Here is a 23,437-nt window from a genome sequence, read left to right as displayed (position 1 = left end):
ACCGCGAGTTTCAAACTGCCGGACGGTTTCTCTTGGCTGAGTTCATTTACACCATGCGCAAGGCGCGCAAGGCGCACGGCGACAAGGTGATCCTCGACGACGTCACCCTTTCCTTCCTCCCCGGGGCGAAGATCGGCGTCGTCGGCCCGAACGGCGCCGGCAAGTCGACCGTCCTCAAGATCATGGCCGGTCTGGAGCAGCCCTCCAACGGCGACGCGTTCCTGACCCCGGGCTACACCGTCGGCATCCTCCTCCAGGAGCCCCCGCTCAACGAGGAGAAGACGGTCCTGGAGAACGTCCAGGAGGGCGTCGCCGAGATCAAGGGCAAGCTCGACCGGTTCAACGAGATCGCCGAGCTGATGGCGACCGACTACTCCGACGAGCTCATGGCGGAGATGGGCAAGCTCCAGGACGACCTGGACCACGCCAACGCGTGGGACCTCGACGCCCAGCTGGAGCAGGCCATGGACGCCCTGGGCTGCCCGCCCGGCGACTGGCCGGTGAGCAACCTCTCCGGTGGTGAGCGCCGCCGCGTCGCGCTCTGCAAGCTGCTGCTCGAGGCGCCCGACCTGCTGCTCCTCGACGAGCCCACCAACCACCTCGACGCCGAGTCGGTGAACTGGCTGGAGCAGCACCTCGCCCAGTACGCCGGCACAGTCGTCGCCGTGACCCACGACCGGTACTTCCTGGACAACGTCGCGGGCTGGATCTGCGAGGTCGACCGCGGCCGCCTGCACGGCTACGAGGGCAACTACTCCAAGTACCTCGAGACCAAGGCCACGCGCCTCAAGGTCGAGGGCCAGAAGGACGCCAAGCGCGCCAAGCGCCTCAAGGAGGAGCTGGAGTGGGTCCGCTCCAACGCCAAGGGGCGGCAGGCCAAGTCCAAGGCGCGTCTGGCCCGCTACGAGGAGATGGCCGCCGAGGCCGACAAGATGCGGAAGCTGGACTTCGAGGAGATCCAGATCCCGCCGGGCCCGCGTCTGGGCAACGTGGTCGTCGAGGTGGCGAACCTCCGCAAGGCCTTCGGTGAGAAGGTCCTGATCGACGACCTGTCGTTCACGCTGCCGCGCAACGGCATCGTCGGCATCATCGGCCCGAACGGCGCGGGCAAGACCACGCTGTTCAAGATGATCCAGGGGATCGAGCAGCCGGACTCGGGCAGCATCAAGGTCGGCGAGACCGTCAAGATCAGCTACGTCGACCAGAGCCGCGCCAACATCGACGCCAAGAAGACGCTGTGGGAGGTCGTCTCCGACGGCCTCGACTACATCAACGTCGGCCAGGTCGAGATGCCGTCGCGCGCCTACGTCTCCGCGTTCGGCTTCAAGGGCCCGGACCAGCAGAAGCCGGCCGGCGTGCTGTCCGGCGGTGAGCGCAACCGCCTGAACCTGGCGCTCACCCTGAAGCAGGGCGGCAACCTGCTGCTCCTCGACGAGCCGACCAACGACCTCGACGTCGAGACCCTGTCCTCGCTGGAGAACGCGCTGCTGGAGTTCCCGGGCTGCGCCGTGGTCGTCTCCCACGACCGGTGGTTCCTGGACCGCGTGGCGACGCACATCCTCGCCTACGAGGGCGAATCCAAGTGGTTCTGGTTCGAGGGCAACTTCGAGTCCTACGAGAAGAACAAGGTCGAGCGGCTCGGTCCGGACGCCGCGCGTCCGCACCGCGCCACCTACAAGAAGCTGACCCGGGACTGATCGACTCGTGCGCCATCTCTACCGCTGCCCCCTGCGCTGGGGCGACATGGACGCGTACGGTCACGTCAACAACGTGATGTTCCTGCGCTACCTGGAGGAAGCCCGGGTGGACATGCTGTTCCGCCCGGACCAGGACCATGCGTTCGCGCGGGGGACGGTGGTGGCGCGGCACGAGATCGACTACAAGCGTCAGCTGCTCCACCGGCACGCGCCGGTGGACGTCGAGGTCTGGGTGACGAAGATCCGTGCGGCCTCGTTCACCCTGGCCTACGAGGTCAAGGACACCGGGTCCGGCGACGAGCCGGACCTGGTGTACGCGCGGGCGTCGACGGTGATGGCGCCGTTCGACTTCGAGATCCAGCGTCCGCGCCGGCTCACGGAGGCGGAGCGGTACTTCCTGGAGAAGTACCAGGACGACGAGGCCGCCGGCTCATGACGAAGCTCCGGTTCGCCGACCAGGGCGAGGCGGCGGATCTCTGCGCCTTCCTCTCCCGGCTGCTGCACTACGACCGTGCCGCCGCGGTGCGGCTCCAGGGCGCGGGGGAGGCCGTCGCCGTCTACGGCAGCCCGGCCTCCTTCGAGGTGCTCGCGGTGCGGGCGGTCCGGCTCGCCGAGCCGGTGGACTCCCTGGACGTCACGGTCTCGGCGGGGGAGCTGCTGGAGGCCGTCGGTGAGGAGGCCGGGGGCGCCGCCGCGGCCGTGGTGCCTGAGGCGGTCACCGGACCGTCCTGGGCCGGGCTGCTGCCGCCCCGCGGGGGCTGGCGGGCCGAGGAGTCGCTGCCGGGGGAGACGCTGCGCGGGCTGGTCGCCGCCGCGGTGGCCGAGTTCCGGCGACGGGTCGAGGAGATCCCGCCGCAGGAGCGCACCCGCGCCGAACTGGACCGGACCGGGCGGCAGATCTGGGCACGGACGGTCGACGGCACCGGGCTGCCGGTCCGGGCCGTGCACGCCGCGCAGTCGCTGGGCTTCCTGCGGCCCGGTGCCCATCCGCAGATCCTGTCCTGCGGCTCCTGGCTGCGGCTGCGCACGCCCTACGGTTCCGTCGCGGTCCGGCGGGCCGGACGTCTCGGCGGCCTGGGCGTCGGCGTCGCCTGAGGCGTCCCGCCGCCGTGTCCCATCCGCCGTGTCCCATCCGCCGCGTTCAGCCGGATGCCCTGCGCCCGCTCGGCCCGCCCCGGCATCGGCCGGACGCCGCTTCCCCGTGCTGCCGCCGACACCGGCCGGGCTCCGGCGCCCTGACCTCGACACCGGCTGTGCTTCGGGGCCCTGACGTCGACACCGGTCGGGCTTCCGGCGCCCTTTCACCGACACCGGCCAGGCTTCGACGCCAACACCGGCCGGGCTGCGGGGCCCTGCCGCAACACAGGCCGCGCTACGGGGCCTGGACGCCGACACCGGTCGGGCTCCGGCGCCGCGCCCCCGACGCCGACACAGGCCGGGCTACGGGCCTCTGACGTCAACGCGGCGCGAGCTCGCGCGGCCCGATGCCGGCACCGGCCGTGCTCCCGGGGCCGCTCGGCCGGTACCGTGCCCGTCGGCGGGTTCCGGCCCGTCGGCGGTTCCGTCAGGCGGTCGTGGAGGCCGTTCCGTCGTCCGGGTGGACCGTGATGTGGTCGGCCTGGAGTTCCAGGGCCACCCGGTCGCGCATGTCGAGCGCCTTGGTGTACTCGGCGGGCAGCTGGAGGCGGCCCGCCCGGTCCAGGGTCGCGTACTCCCGGGAGACCAGGCGTTCGTGACCGGTGGCCTGGTCCAGTTCGCTGCGGCGCAGCACCTCCGTGGCGGTGCGGCCGTCGCGGATCGCCACGGTGCGCCGGACCTCGTCGGCGACCGCCTTGTCGTGGGTGACGATCACCACCGTGGTGCCCAGCCGCTCGTTGGCGGTGCGGAAGGCGGCGAAGATCTGCTCCGCGGTCCGGGAGTCCAGCTCGCCGGTGGGCTCGTCGGCCAGCAGCACCGCCGGGTTGTTGGCCAGCGCCACCGCGATGGCCACCCGCTGCTGCTGGCCGCCGGAGAGCTCGTGCGGGCGGCGGTCGCCCAGGTCGGCGACGTCCAGCACGGAGAGCAGTTCCATGGCGCGTTCCGCCTGGTCGCGGCGGCGGGCCCGGACGCCCCGCAGCCGCATCGGCAGGGTGACGTTCTGCGCGGCCGTCAGGTAGGGCAGCAGGTTGCGGGCGGTCTGCTGCCAGACGAAGCCGACGACCTCGCGCCGGTAGGCCAGACGGGCGCGGGCGTTCATGGCGAGCAGGTCGTGCCCCGCGACCCGCGCCGTGCCGGCGGTCGGCGTGTCGAGGCCGGACAGGATGTTCATCAGCGTGGACTTGCCGCTGCCGGACGCGCCGACCAGGGCCATCAGCTCGCCCTCGCGGACCAGCAGGTCGAGGCCCTGAAGCGCCTGCACCTCGACGCCGCCGACCGAGAAGACGCGCACCAGCCGGTCGCAGGTGATCAGCGCGTCGTGGCCGTAGGCGGGCCGTTCGCGGTCGGCCGTGACCCGGTGCGCCAGGTCGGCGAGGGTCGGACCGGCGCCCGGGCCGGGGCGTTCGGCGGCGGGAGCCGGGCCGGGGTTCTGCGAGGTCATCGTGGGCCTCCTGAGGTTCGGGTCATCGCTGGTCGCCCACTCTCAGCTCGGCGACCGAGCCGCGGCGGCCGGTCCACCAGGCCTGGACCGCGGCGACGCCCACGGTCAGCAGCAACACGGCCGCCATGGGCAGCAGCAGGGCCGGAAGGTCCGGGGTGAGCCGGGCGGTGCCCCGGGGCATCGTGCCGGAGGCGCGCAGGGCGACCGCCGTGAGGTCCACGCCCGGCGCCAGCAGCCGGACCGTCGCCCATCCGGCGAGCACGCCGCCCAGAGCGGCCGGGAGCGCCTGCGGAAGCGACTCCAGCACCAGCAGCCCGCGGCCCTGACGCCGGGTCAGGCCCATGGTGCGCAGGCGGGCGAGCAGCGCCGCCCGCTCCGGCGCGGCGCGCAGCTGGGTGAGGACCAGGGCGAGCGCGGCGTAGAGCGCCGAGATCAGGACCGCCGCGGTCCAGAAGCGTTCCGCGCCGCTCTGCAGGGGGGAGTCGACGTGCAGGGCCAGCCGCTCGGTCCGCACCAGCACGGTGGCGGCCTCGCCGGCCACCTCGCGGATCCGGTCGCCGTCCGGACGGTCGCCGCTGAGCAGCAGCAGGTTGGGCCGGGCGGCCTTCGCCGGCAGGGCCGACCGGTCGACGAGCAGGAAGTGCGAACCGGCGACCGCCGGGGTGAGCTCGCGCACCGCCACCACGCGGACGGTGACGGTGGCCTCCTGGGTCAGCCGCAGGGTGGCCGGGCCGTCGCCGAGAAGGTCGGCCACCGAGGGGGATGCCACGGCGGGCAGCACCGGCCCGTCGGAACCCGCACCGTCGGAACCCGCACCTGAGCCCGCACCGTCGGAACCCGCACCGCCGGAATCCCCGCCGGAGTCCGCCCCGCCCCCGGAACCCCTGTCCGCCTCCAGCGCGGCCGCGGGGAAGGCGCCCAGGCCGGAGCGGGCGGCGAGCGCCGCGTACGGTCCGGGGTCGACCGCGGCCACCGGCAGGGAGCGGCGGCCGTCCTCGGTGTCGGACTTGTAGAAGACGGCGGCGGACGTGCTCCCGCGCACGCCCGGCAGGTCGCGGAGCGCGTCGGCCACCGGGCCCGGCAGCGGGTCCACGGTCTCCACCCGGGCGTCCGCGCCGACCTCCCGCAGCGCGGAGTCCTGGCGGGCCTGTTCCACCCCGGCGAGGACCGAGCCGCCGAACGCCGCCGTGGCCAGCGAGACCAGCAGCGCCAGCAGCGGCAGCACCGCCGGGCCCGAGGCGCGGCCCGCGCGGGCCATGGCCAGGTGGCCCACCAGTCCGCGCAGCCGGCCCGCGGGACGGGCGGCGAGCCGCAGCAGCGCGGGCAGGAGGCGGGCGACGACCAGGGCGGTGATCACCGCGATCAGCACGGGCGCGAGAGCGGTGAGCGGGTCGGCGGCCGAACCACCGGCGACGCCGCGCCGCCGCAGCGCCTCCACGGCCGCCGCGGCCAGCACCAGCAGGGTCAGTTCGGCCACGGTACGGCGGCGGGACGGGCGGGCGGAGACGGCGTCCTCCCGCGGGGCGTGCACCCGGACCGTGCGGTGGGCCGCGGCGGCGCGCAGCGGCAGTGCCAGGGAGGCGACGACGGCCACCGCGCCCGCGGCCAGGGCGGCGGGAGCCCACCGTCCGCCGGGGACCAGGAGCAGCGCCGCGGTCAGGCCCAGTGCCGCCGCGGGCACGGCGGCGACGGCGGTCTCGGCGAGCAGACGGCCGGTCAGCGCGGGCAGCGAGGCTCCGCGGGCCCGCACCAGGGTGAGTTCGGCGCGGCGGCGGGAGGCGGCCAGGCCGCCGGTGAGCAGCAGCACCACCGCGGCGACCGTGCCGGCGCCGGCCGCGGCCACGGTGATCAGCGGGGCGACGGCGTCGCGCAGGCGGGTGTGGTCGGCGAGGACGGTGTCCAGTTCGGTGCCGGCCCCGGACAGCGGAACGGCCTCGCGCACCCGGTTGAGGCCGGGTCCGGACTCCAGGGAGGCGATCTCGGCGCGCAGCGCGGGCAGTTGGCGGGCCCGCAGGCCGTCCAGCCGTGGCGGCAGGTTCCAGTAGGAGAACACGGGCGCGTTGGTGCCGAGGATCGCGGGCCCCGCGTCGGGGGCGAGCAGCAGGGCGCCGTGCCAGTAGTCGTTGGGGTCGCCGGGGCCGGGGATCCGGGTCAGCGCGGGCGTGCGCAGCAGGGGGCGGGCGGACCAGTAGGCGTTGTCGGGGCCGGTGGGGGTGAAGACGCCGGTGATCCGGACGACCAGCGGGCCGTGGTCGGGCGGGCCGGGGACGGCGACGGTCCGGCCGACGTCGATGTTCATCTTCTCGGCGGTCTCCCGCGAGACCGCCGCCTCGACCTCCCGGACGGCTGCGGTCACCGTGCCCGTGGACCTGGGGAGGCGGCCTTCGGCGATCGTGGAGTGCCCGGCGAGGTCCTGCGGGGCCACCAGGGTGATCTGCGGCGGGGCGGCGCTGAGGCGGGGGATCCACTCCTCGCCGACCGGCAGGCTGTCCTGGGCCGTCACGCCGTAGGAGACCTGGTCGCGCCGGGTCACGAACGGCGCCTCGGGGACGGCGAGGAGCGCCTCCAGGCGGGCACGCAGCACGTCGGGCCGCAGGGCCTCCTCGCGGTCCGCCTGGGGCTGGTTGCGGTGCGACAGGACGCCGACGCCCAGCACGGTCTCGGTGCCGCGGGCCTGCGCGAGGCTGTGCCGCAGGCCGGAGGTCTCGTGGCGGTCGAGGGCGAGCGGGAAGACCGCGGCCAGGAACGAGGTCAGCGCCACCAGCAGGGCCGGCAGCCAGACGGCCGAGGGCGCGGCGCGCAGGCGGGTGCGGACCCAGGGGGCCACCGGGGCCGTCGGGGACACGACCGGGGCCGCCGGGGACGCGGTGGGCATCTCGGTGACCTCCAGGTCCGGGTGGCGCGGGCGTTTCGGGGCGGGGCGACGCATCTCAGTGGCCGCCCTCGTCGCGCAGGGCCGCGGAGGCGGAGGGCCGGCGGCGGGACAGCAGGGCGGTGGTGAGCAGCGGAACGGCGGCCACGGCGGCGAGGAGCAGGGCGACCGGCCCGGGCGGGAGGGACACCAAGGGCTCGGGCACCGGGCGGGTGGCCTCGGAGGTGACGAGGGTCAGCGGGACCACGGCACGGGAGAGCAGCATCCCGAGGGCGGTCCCGGCGGCCAGGGCCAGTCCGACCAGCACGGCCTGCTCGGCGGCGACCGCCCGCCCGAGCCGACGCCGGGGCGCGCCCAGCGCGCGCAGCACCGCGAGGTCCGCCCGCCGCTCCCGCAGGGAGCCGACCGCGGCGACCGCGAAGCCCACGGTGGCGAGCACCACGGCCGCGGCGGCCGCCGCGGTGAGCGCCGCGGCCGGCCCCACGCCGAACGGGTCGCCGCGCAGCCCGGCGGCCACCTCGTCGCGCACCAGTACCTGCCCGGCCCGCAGCTCCGGCCGGGCGCGCAGTCCGGCCGCCGCTCCGGCGGCCTCGCCCGCGGCCGTGTCGAGCCACCACTCGCCGGGCGTGAGGCTGGAACCGTCGAGGTCCTGGAGGGAGCGGTTGACGGCGCCCAGGTCCAGCAGCAGCGCGCCGCCCGTGCGTCCCTCCTCCACGCCCTCGCCGGTGGTGGGCAGGGCGCGCACCGCGCCGGTGAGGCGGACCGGGACGGTCGCCGAGCCCAGCGCCACGTCCAGCGTCTCGCCGACGCGGGCGCCCGAGGACTCCAGGAACCGGTCGGTGGCCAGCCCGGGCACGGCCTCGGGAACCTGCTGGTCCACCGTCAGCCGGAGCTTCATGGTGGGCCAGGAGATCCCGGAAGGCGCCTGGCCGGTGCCGTACTCCACGACCGGCGGACCGGCGGCGAGCACCTTCGGGCGGGCCGGGGCGGCGCCTCCGGGGACGTCGGCGGCCTCCACGACGGCGGACGCCCGCCAGTCCGCGGCGAGGTCGAGGGGGCGGTCGTTGCCCGCGGGGTCGACGGCGTGGACCGCCTCCACGGCGAGCAGGTGGCGGCGCGCACCGGACGGGGGCTGCGTGACGACCAGTTCCACGCCGGTCAGGGTCAGTCCCCCGGGCGCGCCGCCGCCGGACAGTCCGGCGGTCAGGGTGTGCGGCCGCGTGTCGGCGGGGAGTTCGCCGAGCGGCAGCCGGAAGACGGTGCCGTGCGCGTCGGTCAGCACGGCGGTGGCCTCCGCCACGGTGACCTCGGCGCCCCGGCGGGGCGGGCGCGCCTCGGCCGGGGAGGCGGCCCGGGAACCGGTGGCGTCGGCGAGCCGGGCCGTCATCCGCAGGCCGGTGCTGCCCTCGGGCACCACCGGTCCCGCCGGGGCGGACCGGGGTGCCAGCGCGGCCACCCGGGCGGCGGCCGAGCCGTCGGACAGGTCGGGGCGCATCCGCAGGGTCGCGGAGGCCTCCCGGGTGTTCAGCGCGAGCACCGTGGCGGTGCGGTCCCCGGACATCGGGAGCGCGGTGCGGGCCGCCGGGGCGACCGACCGGACCCCCTCGACGGCCGCGAACGTCTCCGCGGTGCCCGGCCCGGCGGCGGACGGCGCGGTCACCCGGATCTGCGCGCCCGCCCGGAAGTCGGCACGGTCGTCCTGGGAGCGCTGCGAGGAGGCGTGCTGCCCGATCGCCAGCATGCCCAGCGCCACGGCCGGGGCCAGCAGCAGCACGGGGGCCGTGGCGCGGCCCGGGCGGCGGGCGATCTGCCAGGCGGCCAGCGCGGTGGCCGCGCCGCGCCCGCGCGTCGCCAGCCGTTCGGCGAGCCGGGCCAGCGGCGGCAGCAGCCGCAGGGTCAGGACGGTGCCGGCCAGCAGCGCCGTCGCCGGGGCGGCGATCAGCAGAGGGTCGAGGCCGAGGCCGGAGGCGCCGTCGGACTCGCGGCGCAGCTGGAGGTACGCCACCACGGCCAGCGCGACCAGCGCCAGGTCGCCGCCGGCCCGCAGCGGACCGGGCAGGGCGCGGGCCCGGCCGCCGCCGGCCGTCGCGGCGCCGGTCAGCGCCGGCAGCGTCATCGCCGCGGCACAGGCCAGGGCGGTGACGGCGGAGGCCAGCCACACGTCCGGGCGGCCGGCCAGCGCGGCGAGCGAGGTGTCCGGGCGCAGCCCGATCCGGGCCAGGTCGCCCTGCCCGCCCATCAGCGCGGTCAGCGGAAGGGCGAGCAGCGGGCCGAAGAACGCGGCGGGCAGTGTCAGCAGCAGCGCCTCCGCCCCGGCCAGCACGGACAGCCGCCGCCGGGAGGCGCCGCGGGCCAGCAGCAGCCGGGTCTCCCCGGACCGCTCGGCGGTCAGCAGACGTGCGGTCAGCAGCAGGGCGCAGCCCGCCGGGACGGCGAGCTGGGCGGCCACGGTCAGCAGCGTCGACCGGGAGACCTCCAGGGACCGTTCGATCCGGTCCAGCGCCGCCGGCAGACCGGTGACCGCGCTCGCCGTGGTCCCGCCCATCCCCTCCGGCTGCCCCAGGGCGCCCGACCGGGTGAGGGCGGCAGCACCGTCGCGGGAGGCGCTCCGCAGGGAGTCCAGCCGGTCCGTGGTCAGCGAGGCGAAGTCGGCCGACACCAGCCAGGACGACGGGCCGGTGCTCACGCGTTCCGAGGTGAGCACCGCCGGGTCGGTGAGCAGCGGGCCGTAGGTGGTGAAGTCGACGGTGGCCGCGCCCCGCCCGCCCAGCTCGTCCAGCCGCCAGTACGGGGCGTCGGCGTCACGCGGCCGGTACAGGCCGGTGATCACGACCGGCACCGACGGGCCGCCGAGACGGTCGGTGAGGGTGAGCCGGTCGCCGGGGGAGAGGCCCATGGCCCGGGCGGCGTTCTCGGCCAGCGCGGTCTCGACCGGGGCGGATCCCAGGGCGGCGTCCCGGGCGGGCGCGCGGCCCGAGGTGAAGCGGACCTCCGCCGGGTCCAGGGCCGCGAAGTGGGTCAGGTCGGGGTCCCCCGCCGCCTCGCGGGCCTTCGCGCCGTCACCGTCGCCTGCGGCGGGCAGCGCGTAGGAGCCCGAGCGGATCAGCGGCCGGACGGTGACCGGCAGCCCGTCGAACGTCTCGCCGGCCGCCCTGCGCACGGCGGCGTCCGCGGTGGCCCGCCCGTCCCGCCCGATGTCCGCCCGGACCAGAAGGGAGGTCTCCGCGGCGGCGGCCGGGTCACCGAGCGCGTGGCGCAGCGAGGCGTCGCCGAGGGCGCCCGCGTAGGCGGTGAGGGCGGCCAGCACCGACGTGGTCAGCAGCACGGTGAGGAACGCGGCCGCCAGCAGCGCGCGGTGCACGCGGATCCGTGCCGTCACGAGTCCCGCCACGCGTCGCCCCCCGCTGCCCGCTGCCCGGATGTCCGTGCCGGGAGTCAGGTGCGTCGGTAGGCCGTGCTCCTGGCAAGTGGGGCGATCGTGTCAGAACGGAGCACTCGGGCACAGCCGTTCGATCAAGGGTGAGACGCGATCGTGACCCGGTGCCCGGCCCGGCTCCGGGTCACTCCGGGTCGGCGGTGTTGACCATGGAGGCCGCCGCGTAGGTGAGGTAGCTCCAGAGCGTGTGCTCGTGCTCCTCGGACAGGCCGAGGTCGTCGACGGCGGCCCGCATGTGCCGCAGCCAGGCGTCGTGCGCCGCGCGGTCCACCGTGAACGGGGCGTGCCGCATCCGCAGCCGGGGATGCCCGCGCCGCTCGCTGTAGGTCGTCGGTCCGCCCCAGTACTGGATCAGGAAGAGCCGCAGCCGCTCCTCGGCCGGACCCAGGTCCTCCTCCGGGTACATGGCCCGGAGCTCGGGGTCCTCCGCGACGCCCTCGTAGAAGCGGCGGACGAGGCGCGTGAAGGTCTCCTCGCCGCCGACCTGCTCGTAGAAGGTCTCCGTCTGCAGTGTGCCGCGCCGAATCTCATTCACCCCTCCATCGTCTCAGACGGGGGGACCCGGTCCTCAAGGCCTGTGGACGGGCCGAAAGTCCCTGAGGACCGGGTGTCCTCCGCGTCAGCCGCGGCGGACGGTGATCGTGGTCCAGGCGCCGACGTGCACGCGGTCGCCGTCCCGCAGCGGGACGGGGACGAACGGCTGGATCGGTTCCTCGGCGCCGTTCACCGTGGTGCCGTTGGTGGAGTTCTGGTCGATGACCGCCCAGCTCCCGTCCGCCTGCTCCACCAGCACCGCGTGCTGGTGGGAGACGCCGGGGTCCTCCGGCGGCACCGACAGGTCGACGTCGGGGGTGTCGCCGGTGGAGTGCCGGCGACGGCCGATGGTGACCTGCGGACCGGTGAGGGTCAGCTGCTGCTCCGGCGAGTACGCGGGCAGGTTGAGCCCCGCGGCCTCGGGTCCGGAGCGCTGCATCATCGCCATGAAGTACGCGCGGTCCGGGCCGACGGTCGCCGTCCAGGTCGCCTGGCGCGGCGGGCCGGGCTGCGGGTAGCCGTAACCGCCGCCGGGGCCCTGGCCGGGCCCGGGCGGACCGGGGTGCCCGGGTGCGTGGGACCCGTGGGAGGGGCCGGGCTGACCGGGCGCGCCGGGCCACTGCGGAGGGCCGGGGTGGGTGGCCGGACCGGCGCCGGGCGCGCCGTACGCCGCGCCGTGCTCGCCAGGACCGCCGGGGCCGCCAGGACCGCCCGGTCCACCGGGGCCGAACGGGCCGCCGGGGCCGTCCGGGCCGCCGGGAGCACCGGGACCGCCGGGACCGCCGGGACCGAACGGTCCGCCAGGACCGCCAGGACCGCCCGGTCCACCGCGGCTGAACGGGCCGCCGGGGCCGTCCGGACCTCCCGGGCCGACCGGTCCGCCCGGTCCACCGAGGCCGCCGGGGCCACCGGTGCCGAACGGTCCGTCGGGACCGCCAGGGCCGCCGTGACCGCCCGGATTGAACGGCCCACCAGGTCCGCCAGGCGCGCCGAGGCCGTCCGGGCCGCCGGGGCGGAACGGGCCGCCCGGCGCGCCGTGGCCGTCACGTCCGCCGGGGCCGCCGGGTCCACCCGCGCCGGGCCCACCGTGACCGCCCGGCCCGAAGGGGTTACCGCCACCGGGCGCGCCAGGCCCACCGGGGCCACCCGGCCCGGGACCGCCCGGCCCCGGCCCGAACGGGTTGCCCGGTCCACCGGGACCACCGGGACCGCCAGGCCCACCGGGCCCGGGACCGCCAGGCCCACCGGGCCCGGGACCGCCAGGACCGCCGGGACCGCCCGGCGACGACGGCGGCGGGAGCATCCAGTCGTCGCCCGTCGGCCCGGCCGGACCGCGGCCGGTGTCGAAGATGGCCGGCTGAGGCCCGCCCGCCCCCGGCCGCCCCTGCTGGAAGGAGGCCGGCGCACCGCCCGGCTCGGAGCCCAGCGGCTCGGCGGGACGGTTCAGCTGCGAGGGCCGCGAGGGCTGGTACTCCGACGGGTCCGGCGGGTACGCCCGCCCCCCGGGCGGGGGCGGCGGGCCGCCGTGGCCACCGGGACCGCCCGGCCCCCCGTACGACGGGGGCGGCGGCGTGTAAGAGGTGGCCGTGTTGGTGAGGAAGTTCCAGCGGCACTCCTCGCAGAACGGCGCGAGCCCCTCGCGGGGCGTGCGGCACTGCGGGCAGAGTTCCTGCGGACGGCCCCCCTGGCCCCCGGCCCCCGCGGGCGGCGGCGGGAAGCCGTACCCGCCCGGGGGCGGGGGCGGAGGCACGGCACCGGCCATGCGGTGACCGCAGACCTCGCACCAGTCGTCGGAACCCGACTGGTGTCCGTTCGGGCAGGTCGGCATGTCGGCGCTTCCCCCTCTCCCTTTCCGGCCGCTCGGCGGGCCGGCTCGCTCACTGCTCGTGCGGTCGCCTCTTCACACGGACCGTTTTGGTGGACCGGGTCTCGAGAGTCATCTCGTCGGCTTCCGCGACCTTCGTCTTCAGTCGCACAGTACCTGTCGCTTCGTCGACCACGTCCACCACCTTCGAAAGCAGTTTCGCCGTATCGGCGTTTCCCGACAGCCCGGCGAGCTGCACCGCCCGGCCGAGTTTGGCGGTCGCCCCGTCCACGTCACCCGCCTTGCGGGCCTCCAGACCTCGCTTGATGGCCTCGGCGAGTTCCGCCTGCCCGGTGTAGTGGGCGACCTGCGGATCGATCGAGGTCGAGGCGGCCAGGTCGTCGGTCCACACGGCGCGGACCAGGCCCTGCGCGCCCAGGTTCTCGGCGGAACCGTCGGGCCTCGGCACCACCAGCGAGACGCGGGCGGCGAGCATCTCCCGGCCGATCCCGGCGGGCGGCACCTCCACACAGACGTGGTAGTCCCGCGACTCGTCGCCCCATGACCCGGTCGGGTAGTCCCCGGCCCGCGGCCCGGCCTCGCGGCGGCGGCCGGTCAGGTCCTCGACGGCGGGCGCGACCTGCTTGACGAAGCGGAGCCGCGCCCCGGCCGGCGTCCACAGCCGCAGCGCCACGTCGGCGACGCCCTTGCCCATCGCCGTCTCCATCATCGAGGTGAAGTCGGCGGCCAGGTTCTGCGGATCTGCCACGATGTCCGCGGTGCCCAGCAGCGCGGAGGCGATGGCGGTGACCTCCCCGACCTCCCAGTCGGTGCCCACGCCCCGCGCGTCGCAGGTGAACCGCCCGGCGCAGTGCTCCAGGGCGGACGCGAGCCGCTCGGGAGACTCGTGCTCGTTGCGGCCGTCGGTGAGCAGGATGCCGTGCCGGATCGTCACGTCCGCCGACGACAGCAGGCGCTCCGCCAGCCGCAGCCAGGTGCCGATCGCGGTGCCGCCCCCCGCGGTCAGCCGGCGCAGCGCCTGTTTGGCCAGGGCCCGCGTCTCCGGGCCGGCGACGGCGAGCCGGCCGTCGCCCGGATAGACCTCCTGCGCGACATGGGTGCCGCCGACCACCGCGAACCGCACCCCGTCGCGGACCGTGTCGATCGCCGCGGCCGTCGCCTCCCGGGCCCCGCGCATCTTGGCCGGCGGGTAGTCCATGGAACCCGAGCAGTCCACCATGATCACCACGGCGGCGTCCGGGCCGCCGCCCGAGCCGGACGGGTGGTACCCGGTGCCCCGCGCGCGCAGGGCGCCGCCGCCGGTGGCCGTGACGGTCACCACGGCGTTCACCTCGCCGGCGCCCTCCGGAAGGTACTCGTTCTGGTAGACGTCCACGGAGAAACGCGGCGCGTCCGGTTTCGAGAGAATCGCCATGCGTTCGTCCCCCCTGGCGCCCGCGGCTCCCTCGGCCGGGCGCGCCTCAGCCGGATCCTGCCCCCGTGCCCGGGCCGGGGAACGGCACCAACGCCACTGTTACGTTGTCGTGGCCCCCTCCGTCCAGGGCGTGGCCGACCAGGACCCGGGCGCTGTGCAGCGGGCGGGCGGCCGCGTCGGCCGGGAGGATCTCCGCCATCTGCTCCGCGGTCTCGGCGTAGTTCCACAGGCCGTCCGTGCAGACCACCACCACGCCGGGCCGGTCCGGCTTGAACGAGGCGGTGTGCGGCTCGAGTTCGTAGGCGTCGGCGCCCAGCCAGCCGGTGATCGCGTGGGCGCGCTCGTCGGCGTACGCCTGCGCCTCGCTCATCAGCCCGGCCGCGACCATCTGCGCCGCCCAGGAGTCGTCCTCGGTGAGCCGCGCCGGGGCGGACCGGTCGTCGGGCACCCAGTAGGCGCGGCTGTCGCCGACCCAGCCGATCACCAGCAGGTCGTCGGCGACGACCGCGGAGACCAGGGTGCAGGCCGGGGCGTTCTGCTGCACGGCGTGCTCCCGGGCCGCGGCGGGCTCGCCGGCCAGCGCGTCGACCGCGCGGGCCGCGGCCAGGATGGCCTCGTGCATCGCGGTCTGCGGGTGGGTGCCGCGCGGCAGCGCCTCGCGGAGCGTGTCGGCCGCGGTGCGGGAGGCGGCCGCGGACGCCTCGTCGGGCCGGGTGGCGGAGGAGACCCCGTCGCAGACCACGGCCACCGAGACCGGCGTGCCGTCCGGAAGGGCGGCGGCCGTCAGGGCGAACGCGTCCTCGTTGCGGTGGTGGCGCAGTCCGCGGTCGCTGACCGCGGCGACGGGCCCCGACTCCTGTTCCATGTGGTCCCGTTCCCTCGGCTGGGCATGGCCGCAGTTCTCGCAGTAGCCGTCGCCGTCCACCCGCCCGGCCCGGCACGCCACGCACGCCGTGGCACCGGCCGCACCGGCGGCGCCCCGCGGTGCGGCGGGCGCCGCCACGGAGGCCCGGGGGTCCGCGGCGCGCGGGGCGGGCGGCTGGAGGACGTAGCTGTCCGTCGAGGGCTCCGCCCGGCCGTCCGCGGAGGACTCCGCCGAGGTGGGTCCCGGCGCGGGAGCGGCGGCCGACGGCGTGTCGTCGCGCGTCTGCAGGGCGACCGTCGGCGTGTCGGCCTCGGGGGCCGCGGCCGACGACAGGTTCAGGCCACAGGCCCCGCAGTAGAGGTCGGCCGGCTCCACCGGCTCGGTGCAGCCCGGGCAGGCGGACAGGCGATGCGTGTCGGCAGTCATCGGCGGCACCACTACACCCACGTCCGGGGACGGTAACGGTTGGCGCGTTCCACCAGGTCGATCCTCTCCTCGCCGCCGTCCGCGAGACGGGCCAGCGTGCGGTACGAACGTTCCAGGCCGAGGCGGAGTCCCCGCTCGTCCAGTACTTCGCCGAGCACCCCGCGCCCGGAGAGCACCGGTGCGGAGCCCCGGCCTCCGGAGAGTACCCAGTCGAGCGCGCAGCCCAGCACCTCCGCGGACAGCCGCTCGCGCCGCACGGCGTCCAGGCCGTATCCGCCCAGCGCCTCCACCTGCGCGGCGGCGGCGGTCAGATCGTCGAGGAACCGCGTGTCGGCGCCCACCACGGTACGCCCCCGCAGACGTGCCCGGACGGCGGCGACCCGGGCCGCCGTGTAGTGGATGGAGGCCTCCGGCACCGACTCCAGGGTGGTCACCGCGGCCGCCCGGTCGCCCGCGGCGAGCTGCACCCGGGCCAGCCCGAAGGCCGCGCTGACGTAGCTCGGATCGGTCGCCCACACCAGCCGGTAGTACTCGGCGGCGTTGTCCAACTGCCCCAGCACCTCCGCGCACAGACCCAGCGCCAGCTTCGGCGCGGGCTCGCCGGGAAAGGCGTCGTACAGCGCGTCGAAGGCCAGCGCGGAGGCCACGTACTCGCCGGTGACCAGCGACGTCACGCCCCGGTACCAGACCACCCGCCAGTCGTCGGGGTCCTCCGCCGCCAGCCCCAGCAGCTCGTCCACGGCGGCCGCCGCCTCGCCCGCCTCCAGCCGCGCCCGGACCAGCCGCAGCCGTGACTCGGGCGAGCGGGAGGGGGCCCCGGCCAGCGCGGCGATCAGCTCCTGGGGCGCCGCGGTCATCAGCGAGGCGAGGAAGCCGGCGTTCGGGTCGTCGGGGTTCACCCGGGGCACCGGCAGGGCCAGCGCGGTGGCCGCGGCGTCCGCCGGTTTCACCGGTCCGGGTGACAGCGGCGGGGGGAGCGGGGCGCCCGGCGGGGGCGCCGCGACGGCGCCGCGCTGGGCGGGGAAGAACGGAGTCGGCGACGGCGGGGCGGGCACGGCGGCGGCCACGGCGGCCGGAGGGCCGTCCACCGCCGGGGCCGCGGCCCCACCCGCGGCGGGGGCCCCTCCTGCGGCGGGGGCCCCTCCTGCCGTCGGGATGTCCGCGCGGCGCCGGGCGAACAGCTTGCCCTGAGGATTCCGCCGGGCGCCGAGGCGTGAGACCTCCGGGTCCCGGTCGCCGAACAACTGGGAGTCGGTGACGCGCAGTTCGGGGCCGAACAGGGTGGAGAGGGCGGGCCGAGGGCGGCCGGACCGCAGCGCGACCACCTCGCGCAGCACGCCGGTGAGCTGCTCGGCCATCTCCTGGGCCGAGGCGAACCGGCGCGCCGGATCCGGGTCGGTGGCCCGCACCAGCAGCCGGTAGAACGACTCGTACCGCCGGAACACCTCGATCTCGTCCGGGTCGGGCAGCGAGTCCGCGAACACCGTGGTGTACCCGTGGAAGTCGAAGCTGAGCACCGCGAGGGTACGCGCCACCGTGTACAGGTCGGAGGCGACCGACGGGCCCACCGTGGCGACCTCGGGCGCCTGGTAGCCCACCGTGCCGTAGATGGCCGACTCGAAGTCGTCCATCCGCCGGACCGCGCCCATGTCGATCAGCTTGAGCTGGTCCTCGGTCTGTATCGCGTTGTCGACCTTGAAGTCGCAGTACAGCAGGTTGCGGCTGTGCAGGTGGCCCAGGGCCTCCAGCGCCTCGATGCCGTAGGCGCAGGCCTGCTCCACCGGCAGCGGGTCGCGCCGGCCGTCCGGGGTGCGGCGGCCGTTGGCGATGTCCTTCAGCGACTTCCCGCCGACGTACTCCATGACGATGTAGCCGTCCATGGAGCCGGTCCGCTGGTCCAGGTGCTCGACGAAGTTGTAGATCCGCACGATGTTGGCGTGCTCGATCTCGGCCAGGAACCGCCGCTCGGAGATGGCGGCGGCCATCGCGTCCTGGTCGCCGGTGTCCAGCAGGCCCTTGAGGACGACCCACCGGTCGGAGACCGCGCGGTCCACCGCCAGGTAGATCCAGCCCAGCCCGCCGTGGGCCAGGCAGCCCGCCACCTCGTACTGCCCGTGCACGACGTCCCCGGCGCGCAGCTTGGGCACGAAGGAATAGGGGTGGCCGCACTTGGTGCAGAACCCCTCGGTGCGGCCCGGGCGATCGCCGCGGGCCCGGCCCACCGGCGCGCCGCAGTCCGAACGCGAGCAGAACCGCTTGCGCTCCGGCACCCGCGGGTCGTCCAGCACCATGGCCCGCGGGTCCGGCCGCGGCACCGCCGGCACGTCGACCAGTCCCGCGCCCAGCCGCCCGCGGTGCGAACCGCCGGACTGCGCCCCCGAACTGCGCACCGAGAGCGCGCCGACCGTCGCCTCGCCGCTCAGCGTCCCCGACAGCCGGCCCGAGACCGAGCGCCGGGACCGCGACGACGAGCGGGACGAGCGGGACGAGCGGGACGAGGAGGGGGAGGACGAACGCGAGGACGTCTCCGATGCGGCCGCTCCGGCCGCTCCGGCCGATCCCTGCGCGCCGCCCGGGCCGCCCGCACCGCCCGGGCCGGTGGAACCGGTGGAGCCGCCCCGGCCCGCGCTCCCCTGCGGCTGACCGGCGATCCCGGTGGGCGCCGCGCCCACCATGCCGTCCGGCGACACCACCGGCGCCAGCCCGCAGTGGTCGCAGTACAGCTCACCGCCGCCGACGTCCTCGTACGCGCCACCGCAGTCCGGCCGCTGGCACTTCCCCTCGTTCACGCCCCGTCCCTCCGCACAGCTCCCCCTCCGTCGGCACTCACGCCTGGGCCCCCTCCGGCCGTCCCGCCCCGTCCTGGGTGGGCATGACGGGCGGCCGCAGCAGTTCGGCCGCCGCCTGCTGGTAGCGGAACACCGCCTGCTCGGCCACCCGCAGGTCGCAGGGCGCGCTCCACAGCATCCGGCGGGCGATGTCGTACCGCTCGACCAGCAGCGGGTCCTCCCCGAGACCGTTCCGGGACACCTTCGCCCGGTAGGCGTCCAGCCGTCCGCGCAACTCGGCGCGGATCGCCAGCGGTGCCGTGACGGCGGTCAACGACTCGCGGGCGCGCACCAGTTCGTCCTCCGCCTTGCGTTCCAGCTCGTCCAGGAGCGGGGACAGCCGGTGCCACAGCCCCTGCCGCCGGTACTCCGCCGCCGCCGACAGCCGCTCCTGGAGCACGGTCGGCGGCCCGCTCACCGCGGGCACCTCGGTGGCCGCGATCTTCGCCAGCACCTCGCCGCGCGCCAGACGCGCCTCGGCCAGGGTGCGGTCCGCGCGGCTCAGCACGTCCCGCAGCCCCAGCAGCCGGGACTCCGCGTCCTGCCGGACCGTCAGCACCGCCTCCACCTCGCGCCGCACGTCCTCCAGTTCCCGCGCGTGCCGGTCGTACGCCGTGGTGTCCGGGCGGCCCGCGCCGGGGGCCGAACTTCCCTCGGCGGGCGCCCAGAAGGACAGCGGGTCCGAGACCACCCGCTCCCGCAGCCGGGTCAGGGCCCGGGTGATCCGCTCCAGGTCGTCCCCTGCCGGGTGCTCGCCCGGCCGGACGCCCACCGAACGGGCCAGCTCGCGGGTGCGGCGCAGCTCGGCGGAGAGCATGTCGATCCGGGCGGGCAGCGCCGACCAGACCGCGTCGGCGGCCACCACCATGTCCAGCGCGGCGGCGTACAGCTCGTTCATCCGGTCGACCAGCGCCGACAGGGTGTAGCGGCGGCTGAGCCGAGCGGTGGAGGTCCCGCCCGCCAGGCCGCCGTCCGCCGCGGCGGCCCCGGCCACCGTGACGCTCGGGCCGCGCAGCAGCTCGGTGAGCGCCACCAGGTCCTCACGCCCGGACCAGCGGCGCCGCGCCCGCAGCTCGCGGGCGGAGCGCAGGGTGTCCGTCCAGGCGTCGAAATACGTCCACAGCAGGGTGATCGAGGCGTCCGCCCGCTCCCACCGCTCCCGGGTGGCGCCGGTCAGCTCGGCCCCTTCGAGAAGTCTGCGCCCCGCGTGGTCCTGCAGCGCGAGGAGCGAGGACTCTATGGCCTCGTGCTCCGCGCCGAGCCGCGCCAGCGCACGGTCCACCTCGTCCCGGTCCATCACCGGACCCAAGGCGTGTCCCGTGTCGCCCATCGATCACCTCTCAGTGCGCAGTCGGTGCGTGCGGTCGGTCGGCGCGGGCTTCGTCGGCCACGCCGGTCAGACCCTGCCCAGGGCGGGCGCGGGTCAGTCGCGGTAGACGGCCGGCGGCGGGTCGGCGGGCTTCTTCATGGTCGGCTCCAGCCACCGGTCGTACGCCCGCTTCCAGCCCCCGTCCGAGACGTAGTCGCGCAGGACGGCGTTGACCCGGCGGACCAGGTCGTCGGCCTCCTTCGACATGGCCACGCCGTAGTACTCCTCGGTGAACTCCTCGCCCTTCAGCGTCACCGACGGGTCCTGCGCGGCCTGGCTGGCGGCCAGGGCGCTGTCGGTGACCACCGCGTCGACCTCGCCGAGCTGGAGCCGCACCAGGCAGTCCAGCTGGTTGGGCACGGTGGTGCCGATGTCCGCGTCGGCGACCGCCGCCACGCCGTCCTTCTTGTCCTTCTCGAGCCGGAGGTAGGCCGTGGAACTCGCCGCGGTGCAGATCCTCTTGCCCGCCAGGGACCGGTCGTAGCCCCGGACGTCGGACTGCGCGGGGGCGAGGACCTGCTGGCCGGTCGTGAAGTACGGGGCGGAGAAGGAGACCTCCTTCAGCCGGTCGCAGCTGATGGTCATGGTGCGCACCACCATGTCGACCCGGCCCTCCCGGACCGCGGGGACGCGCTGGTTGGTGGGAATGGCGTGGAAGCGGATGTTGGGTTCCTGGCCGGGGGCGCGCGGGCCCAGGAGCTCGTCGGCGATCCGCTTGGCCAGGTCGATGTCGAAGCCGGACAGCTCCACCTGCCGGCTGCGGCTGTTGGGGTCGCGGTAGCCCCAGCCGTAGCTGTTCTGGTCGACGCCGACCCGCAGGTAGCCGCGTTCCTTGATCTCCTGGATCGTTTCTCCGCTCTCGTCCCTCGACGGTGCGGGGCTCAGCGCCTCCGGGCGCTCGCAGTCGTCCTCGGCGGCGTAACGGCCCGTGGCCGGGGCGGAGTTCGCGCTGTCCGTCCCGGCGGCCGCCGCCCGGACGCCGCCGCCCGGCCGCTCCGCCGGCAGCAGCAGGGCGCCGGCGGCGGTGACGGCGCAGAGCCCGGCCAGGGCCGCCCCGGCTCGCCGGGCGCGGATCCGTCGTCGACGCTGCATCGCCGTTCCCCCGTTCACCGGTACTCCGAAAGCCTGCGGCCGATCCCCAGCAGTCCCGCCGCGGCGGCCAGCGCGGCCAGGGCGGCGGCCCCGGTCGGCAGGCCGGTCATCGCGGACCGCCCGTCGGCCGCGGCCTGCCGGAACTCCTTCTTCTCGTAACTCATCGCCTCCCGGATCGACCGGTCGACGTTGTCGAAGCAGACCCGGGTGGGGGACTTGTCGTCCGGTCCGATGATCCGGTCGAGGGCCTCCTGGTAGTCGCCGGCGTCGTCGGCCTCCCGGGCCTCCTTGTGACGCTTCTGCCACTCGAGCATGCTGCTCCTCGCGGTCTCCACCGGCTTGTCGACCTCCGGGTCGCCCGCGGTCCAGGCGGCCGCGTCCAGGGTCCGCGACAGATCCGTCATCGATTCCTCGAAGGCCACTTCGAACTTGTCGCGGAACTCGCCGTCCGACGTCCTGACGCTCTCCGCGCCCCGGTTCACCAGGGTCAGGTTCTCCGCGCCGCGCGCCTGGAGGGAGGCGGTGCGGGCGTCGTTCAGCAGGCTCAGGGACTTCACACCGTGCTGGTAGGAGTCGTCGAGTCCCGTCCGGGCGAGGGTGTGCCCGGCCAGCAGCCACAGCAGCACCACGGTGACGGCGGAGGTGGCGGCCACCAGGCCGGGGCTCAGCACCCGGTTGGTGCGGCGGTACTCGCGGCGCTGCGCCCAGCCGAGGGCGGCGAGCGCCGCGACGCCGAGGACCAGGGCGAACCACGGGTAGGGCGTGGCGTCGGCGTAGTCCTCGCGCAGGCGGCGGTCCTCCTGGAGGTAGACGTCCTCGGCGGCGGGGAGCATCTCCTCCCGCATCAGCTCGTCCGCGTACCGCAGGTAGGCACCGGCCAGCGGGTAGCCCATCCGGTTGTTGGCGCGGGCCCGCTCCACCAGCCCCTTGTAGCGGGGCAGCAGTGCGTTGAGGTGCGCGACGGTGCGGCCGGAGGCGGAGTCCGGGTCGGAGCTGGCGGCGGCGGTGGCCAGGCCGTTGGCCGCGGTGCGGATGTCCTCCTCGTACCGCTTGCGGCTGTCCGGGGTCTCGTTGCCGCCGGCCAGCAGGCCGCTGGAGGCCGCGGTGTTGGCGCCGGCCAGCGCGCGGTACACGTCGGCGGCGGCCGAGCTGAGCGGGCCGCTGTGGTGCAGCACGTCGTCGGCGGCGGAACTGCGGGCCGACGCCTGCCAGGTGGTGACGGCGCCGAACGCGACGACCAGCAGGGCGAGGACGGCGCCGATGAGGCGCAGCCGGCCGGGCTCGGTGGTCGCGGCGGCGCGCACCCGGGCGGCGGTCTCGGCGACGGCGGTCGCCCGGCGGGGCGGGACGCCCGCGGACGCGGCCGCACCGGGGCGCGGGGCGGGTGCCGGTGGGGGCGGTGGTGGTGCGACGGGCGGCGGCGGGACGGCGCCGGGCGCCTGTGGATGTGTCATGAGACCTCCCCCGGGGTCATCGTTTCGCCGCAAGTATCGCCGTGACGGGGCGATCACGCACGGGCGTTACGTGATCCCGCCGTTTCGCCCGCCGCCCGGTGACACGCCCGGAGGGGGCCGGGCGGTTTCCTGCGCGGGCACGGGGGGCGGCGCGGGGCGGCGCGGGGGCGGCGCGGCCCGGTCCGGCACGGGGAGGCCTGCCCCGGCGAGGCCCGGTGTCGGCGAGACCCGGCGGGGCCCTGCGTCGGCGAGGTCCGGTCTGCCCGGCGGGGCCCGGCGCGGCCCGGCGCGGCCCGGCGCGGCCCGGCGCGGCCCGGCGTCGGCCCGGCCCGGCCTCGGCCCGGCGTCGGCCCGGCCCGGTCCGTGTCGTGCCGGAGGCCTGGGGTCGCGGCGTGCGGAACCCGCGGCGGCGGACGGCCGGTGTCGGCACACGGGGCTAGGGTCCGTGCCATGACCGATGAGCAGGCCCGGGCCGGACAGACCCGCGCGGCGTGGGCGCGGACGGAGAGGTGGCTGGAGGCGAACGCGCCCCGCACGTACCGGCGGTTGCCCGCGCCCGCGACGGAGTCCCGGCTGCGCGCCCTGGAGCAGGAGCTCGACCTGCGGGTCCCGGCCGACGTGCGCGCGTTCTACCTGCTGCGCGACGGCACCGGACCGGCCTCGGACTTCGACTGGCCGGAGTCCCGCGACGCCCCCGAGCCGACCGGCTATCTCCTGCCCGGTGACGAGGGGATCGGCCCGCTGGGGCACCTGTCGCTGTGGTACGAGGGACCGGTCGCGAACGCCCGCCTCGACGACCGGCCCGAGCTGCGGTACCTGCCGGTCGTCACCCTCGACCCGGACGGCTTCTACGGCACCTTCGTCGACTGCACCCCCGGCCCGGGGTACGGACTGCTCGGTGGCTACGCCGAGGCGGACTTCCCGAGCCCCGGGGGGACCACGTTCGCCGCGTTCGTGACCGAGTTCGCGGACGCGTTGTGCGAAGGACGGAGCTTCGGGGGCCAACGGGCGCGGGTGACCGACGGGCGCCTGAAGTGGGGCTAGGGG

General features: G+C 76.1%; 15 protein-coding genes. 4 read left to right on the top strand and 11 right to left on the bottom strand.

Going from position 1 to position 23,437, the window contains the following annotated elements:
- Nucleotides 1-32: 32 nt before the first annotated feature.
- Genes ettA through GBN72_RS20365 form a run of 3 tightly spaced genes read left to right on the top strand, consistent with a single transcriptional unit; the run spans nt 33 to nt 2,792 of the window.
- Nucleotides 33-1,697, top strand: coding sequence for an energy-dependent translational throttle protein EttA (gene ettA, locus GBN72_RS20375; RefSeq protein WP_151773267.1), 1,665 nt, complete (start codon nt 33-35; stop codon nt 1,695-1,697).
- A gap of 7 nt (nt 1,698-1,704) precedes the next feature.
- On the top strand, nt 1,705-2,133 hold the full coding sequence (locus tag GBN72_RS20370; RefSeq protein ID WP_151773266.1) for an acyl-CoA thioesterase: 429 nt from the start codon (nt 1,705-1,707) through the stop codon (nt 2,131-2,133).
- On the top strand, nt 2,130-2,792 hold the full coding sequence (locus tag GBN72_RS20365) for a DUF8185 domain-containing protein (protein WP_151773265.1): 663 nt from the start codon (nt 2,130-2,132) through the stop codon (nt 2,790-2,792). Before GBN72_RS20370 ends, GBN72_RS20365 begins: the two co-directional genes overlap by 4 nt.
- 469 nt (nt 2,793-3,261) lie before the next feature.
- Here GBN72_RS20365 and GBN72_RS20360 read toward each other — a convergent pair whose 3' ends face one another.
- The 11 genes from GBN72_RS20360 to GBN72_RS20310 all read right to left on the bottom strand — a co-directional run bounded on the left by GBN72_RS20360 (nt 3,262) and on the right by GBN72_RS20310 (nt 22,390).
- The gene (locus GBN72_RS20360) at nt 3,262-4,275 is read right to left on the bottom strand and encodes an ABC transporter ATP-binding protein (RefSeq protein ID WP_151773264.1); all 1,014 of its coding nucleotides are present in this window, start codon (nt 4,273-4,275) and stop codon (nt 3,262-3,264) included.
- A gap of 22 nt (nt 4,276-4,297) precedes the next feature.
- Nucleotides 4,298-7,150 (bottom strand): FtsX-like permease family protein, encoded by a 2,853-nt coding sequence (locus tag GBN72_RS20355; RefSeq protein ID WP_151773263.1) that lies wholly within the window; start codon nt 7,148-7,150, stop codon nt 4,298-4,300.
- 55 nt (nt 7,151-7,205) lie between these two features.
- Nucleotides 7,206-10,538 (bottom strand): FtsX-like permease family protein, encoded by a 3,333-nt coding sequence (locus GBN72_RS20350; protein WP_164540751.1) that lies wholly within the window; start codon nt 10,536-10,538, stop codon nt 7,206-7,208.
- 169 nt (nt 10,539-10,707) lie between these two features.
- Nucleotides 10,708-11,118: a globin gene (locus GBN72_RS20345; protein WP_151773262.1), complete on the bottom strand. Its 411-nt coding sequence runs from the start codon at nt 11,116-11,118 to the stop codon at nt 10,708-10,710.
- A gap of 84 nt (nt 11,119-11,202) precedes the next feature.
- Nucleotides 11,203-12,945, bottom strand: coding sequence for an FHA domain-containing protein (locus GBN72_RS34740; protein WP_151773261.1), 1,743 nt, complete (start codon nt 12,943-12,945; stop codon nt 11,203-11,205).
- Nucleotides 12,946-12,994: 49 nt separating this feature from the next.
- Entirely contained in the window at nt 12,995-14,356 is a 1,362-nt protein-coding gene (locus GBN72_RS20335; protein ID WP_151773260.1) for a vWA domain-containing protein, read from the bottom strand.
- 46 nt (nt 14,357-14,402) lie between these two features.
- A complete protein-coding gene (locus GBN72_RS20330) occupies nt 14,403-15,647 on the bottom strand; it encodes a PP2C family protein-serine/threonine phosphatase (protein WP_151773259.1) in 1,245 nt (414 codons plus the stop codon).
- 11 nt (nt 15,648-15,658) lie between these two features.
- The gene (locus tag GBN72_RS20325) at nt 15,659-18,436 is read right to left on the bottom strand and encodes a serine/threonine-protein kinase (protein WP_151773258.1); all 2,778 of its coding nucleotides are present in this window, start codon (nt 18,434-18,436) and stop codon (nt 15,659-15,661) included.
- Between the two features lie 37 nt (nt 18,437-18,473).
- Nucleotides 18,474-19,805 carry a hypothetical protein gene (locus GBN72_RS20320; protein WP_151773257.1) on the bottom strand — a complete coding sequence of 444 codons (1,332 nt, stop codon included), beginning with the start codon at nt 19,803-19,805 and terminating at the stop codon, nt 18,474-18,476.
- A gap of 93 nt (nt 19,806-19,898) precedes the next feature.
- Complete coding sequence (locus tag GBN72_RS20315) at nt 19,899-20,936, bottom strand: glutamate ABC transporter substrate-binding protein (RefSeq protein ID WP_151773256.1); 1,038 nt, start codon at nt 20,934-20,936, stop codon at nt 19,899-19,901.
- 14 nt (nt 20,937-20,950) lie between these two features.
- On the bottom strand, nt 20,951-22,390 hold the full coding sequence (locus GBN72_RS20310) for a GlnX family signal transduction membrane protein (protein ID WP_151773255.1): 1,440 nt from the start codon (nt 22,388-22,390) through the stop codon (nt 20,951-20,953).
- A 450-nt stretch (nt 22,391-22,840) separates the two neighbouring features.
- On the opposite strand from GBN72_RS20310, the gene GBN72_RS20305 reads away from it, so the two are divergent.
- Nucleotides 22,841-23,434 carry an SMI1/KNR4 family protein gene (locus GBN72_RS20305; RefSeq protein WP_151773254.1) on the top strand — a complete coding sequence of 198 codons (594 nt, stop codon included), beginning with the start codon at nt 22,841-22,843 and terminating at the stop codon, nt 23,432-23,434.
- The last annotated feature ends 3 nt before the right edge of the window (nt 23,435-23,437 follow it).

Origin of the sequence: Streptomyces abyssomicinicus, assembly GCF_008974245.1 — a bacterium.
Taxonomy (GTDB): domain Bacteria; phylum Actinomycetota; class Actinomycetes; order Streptomycetales; family Streptomycetaceae; genus Streptomyces; species Streptomyces abyssomicinicus.
Note: the sequence above shows the minus strand (reverse complement) of the source record. Positions and strands in the feature narration are given on the sequence as shown.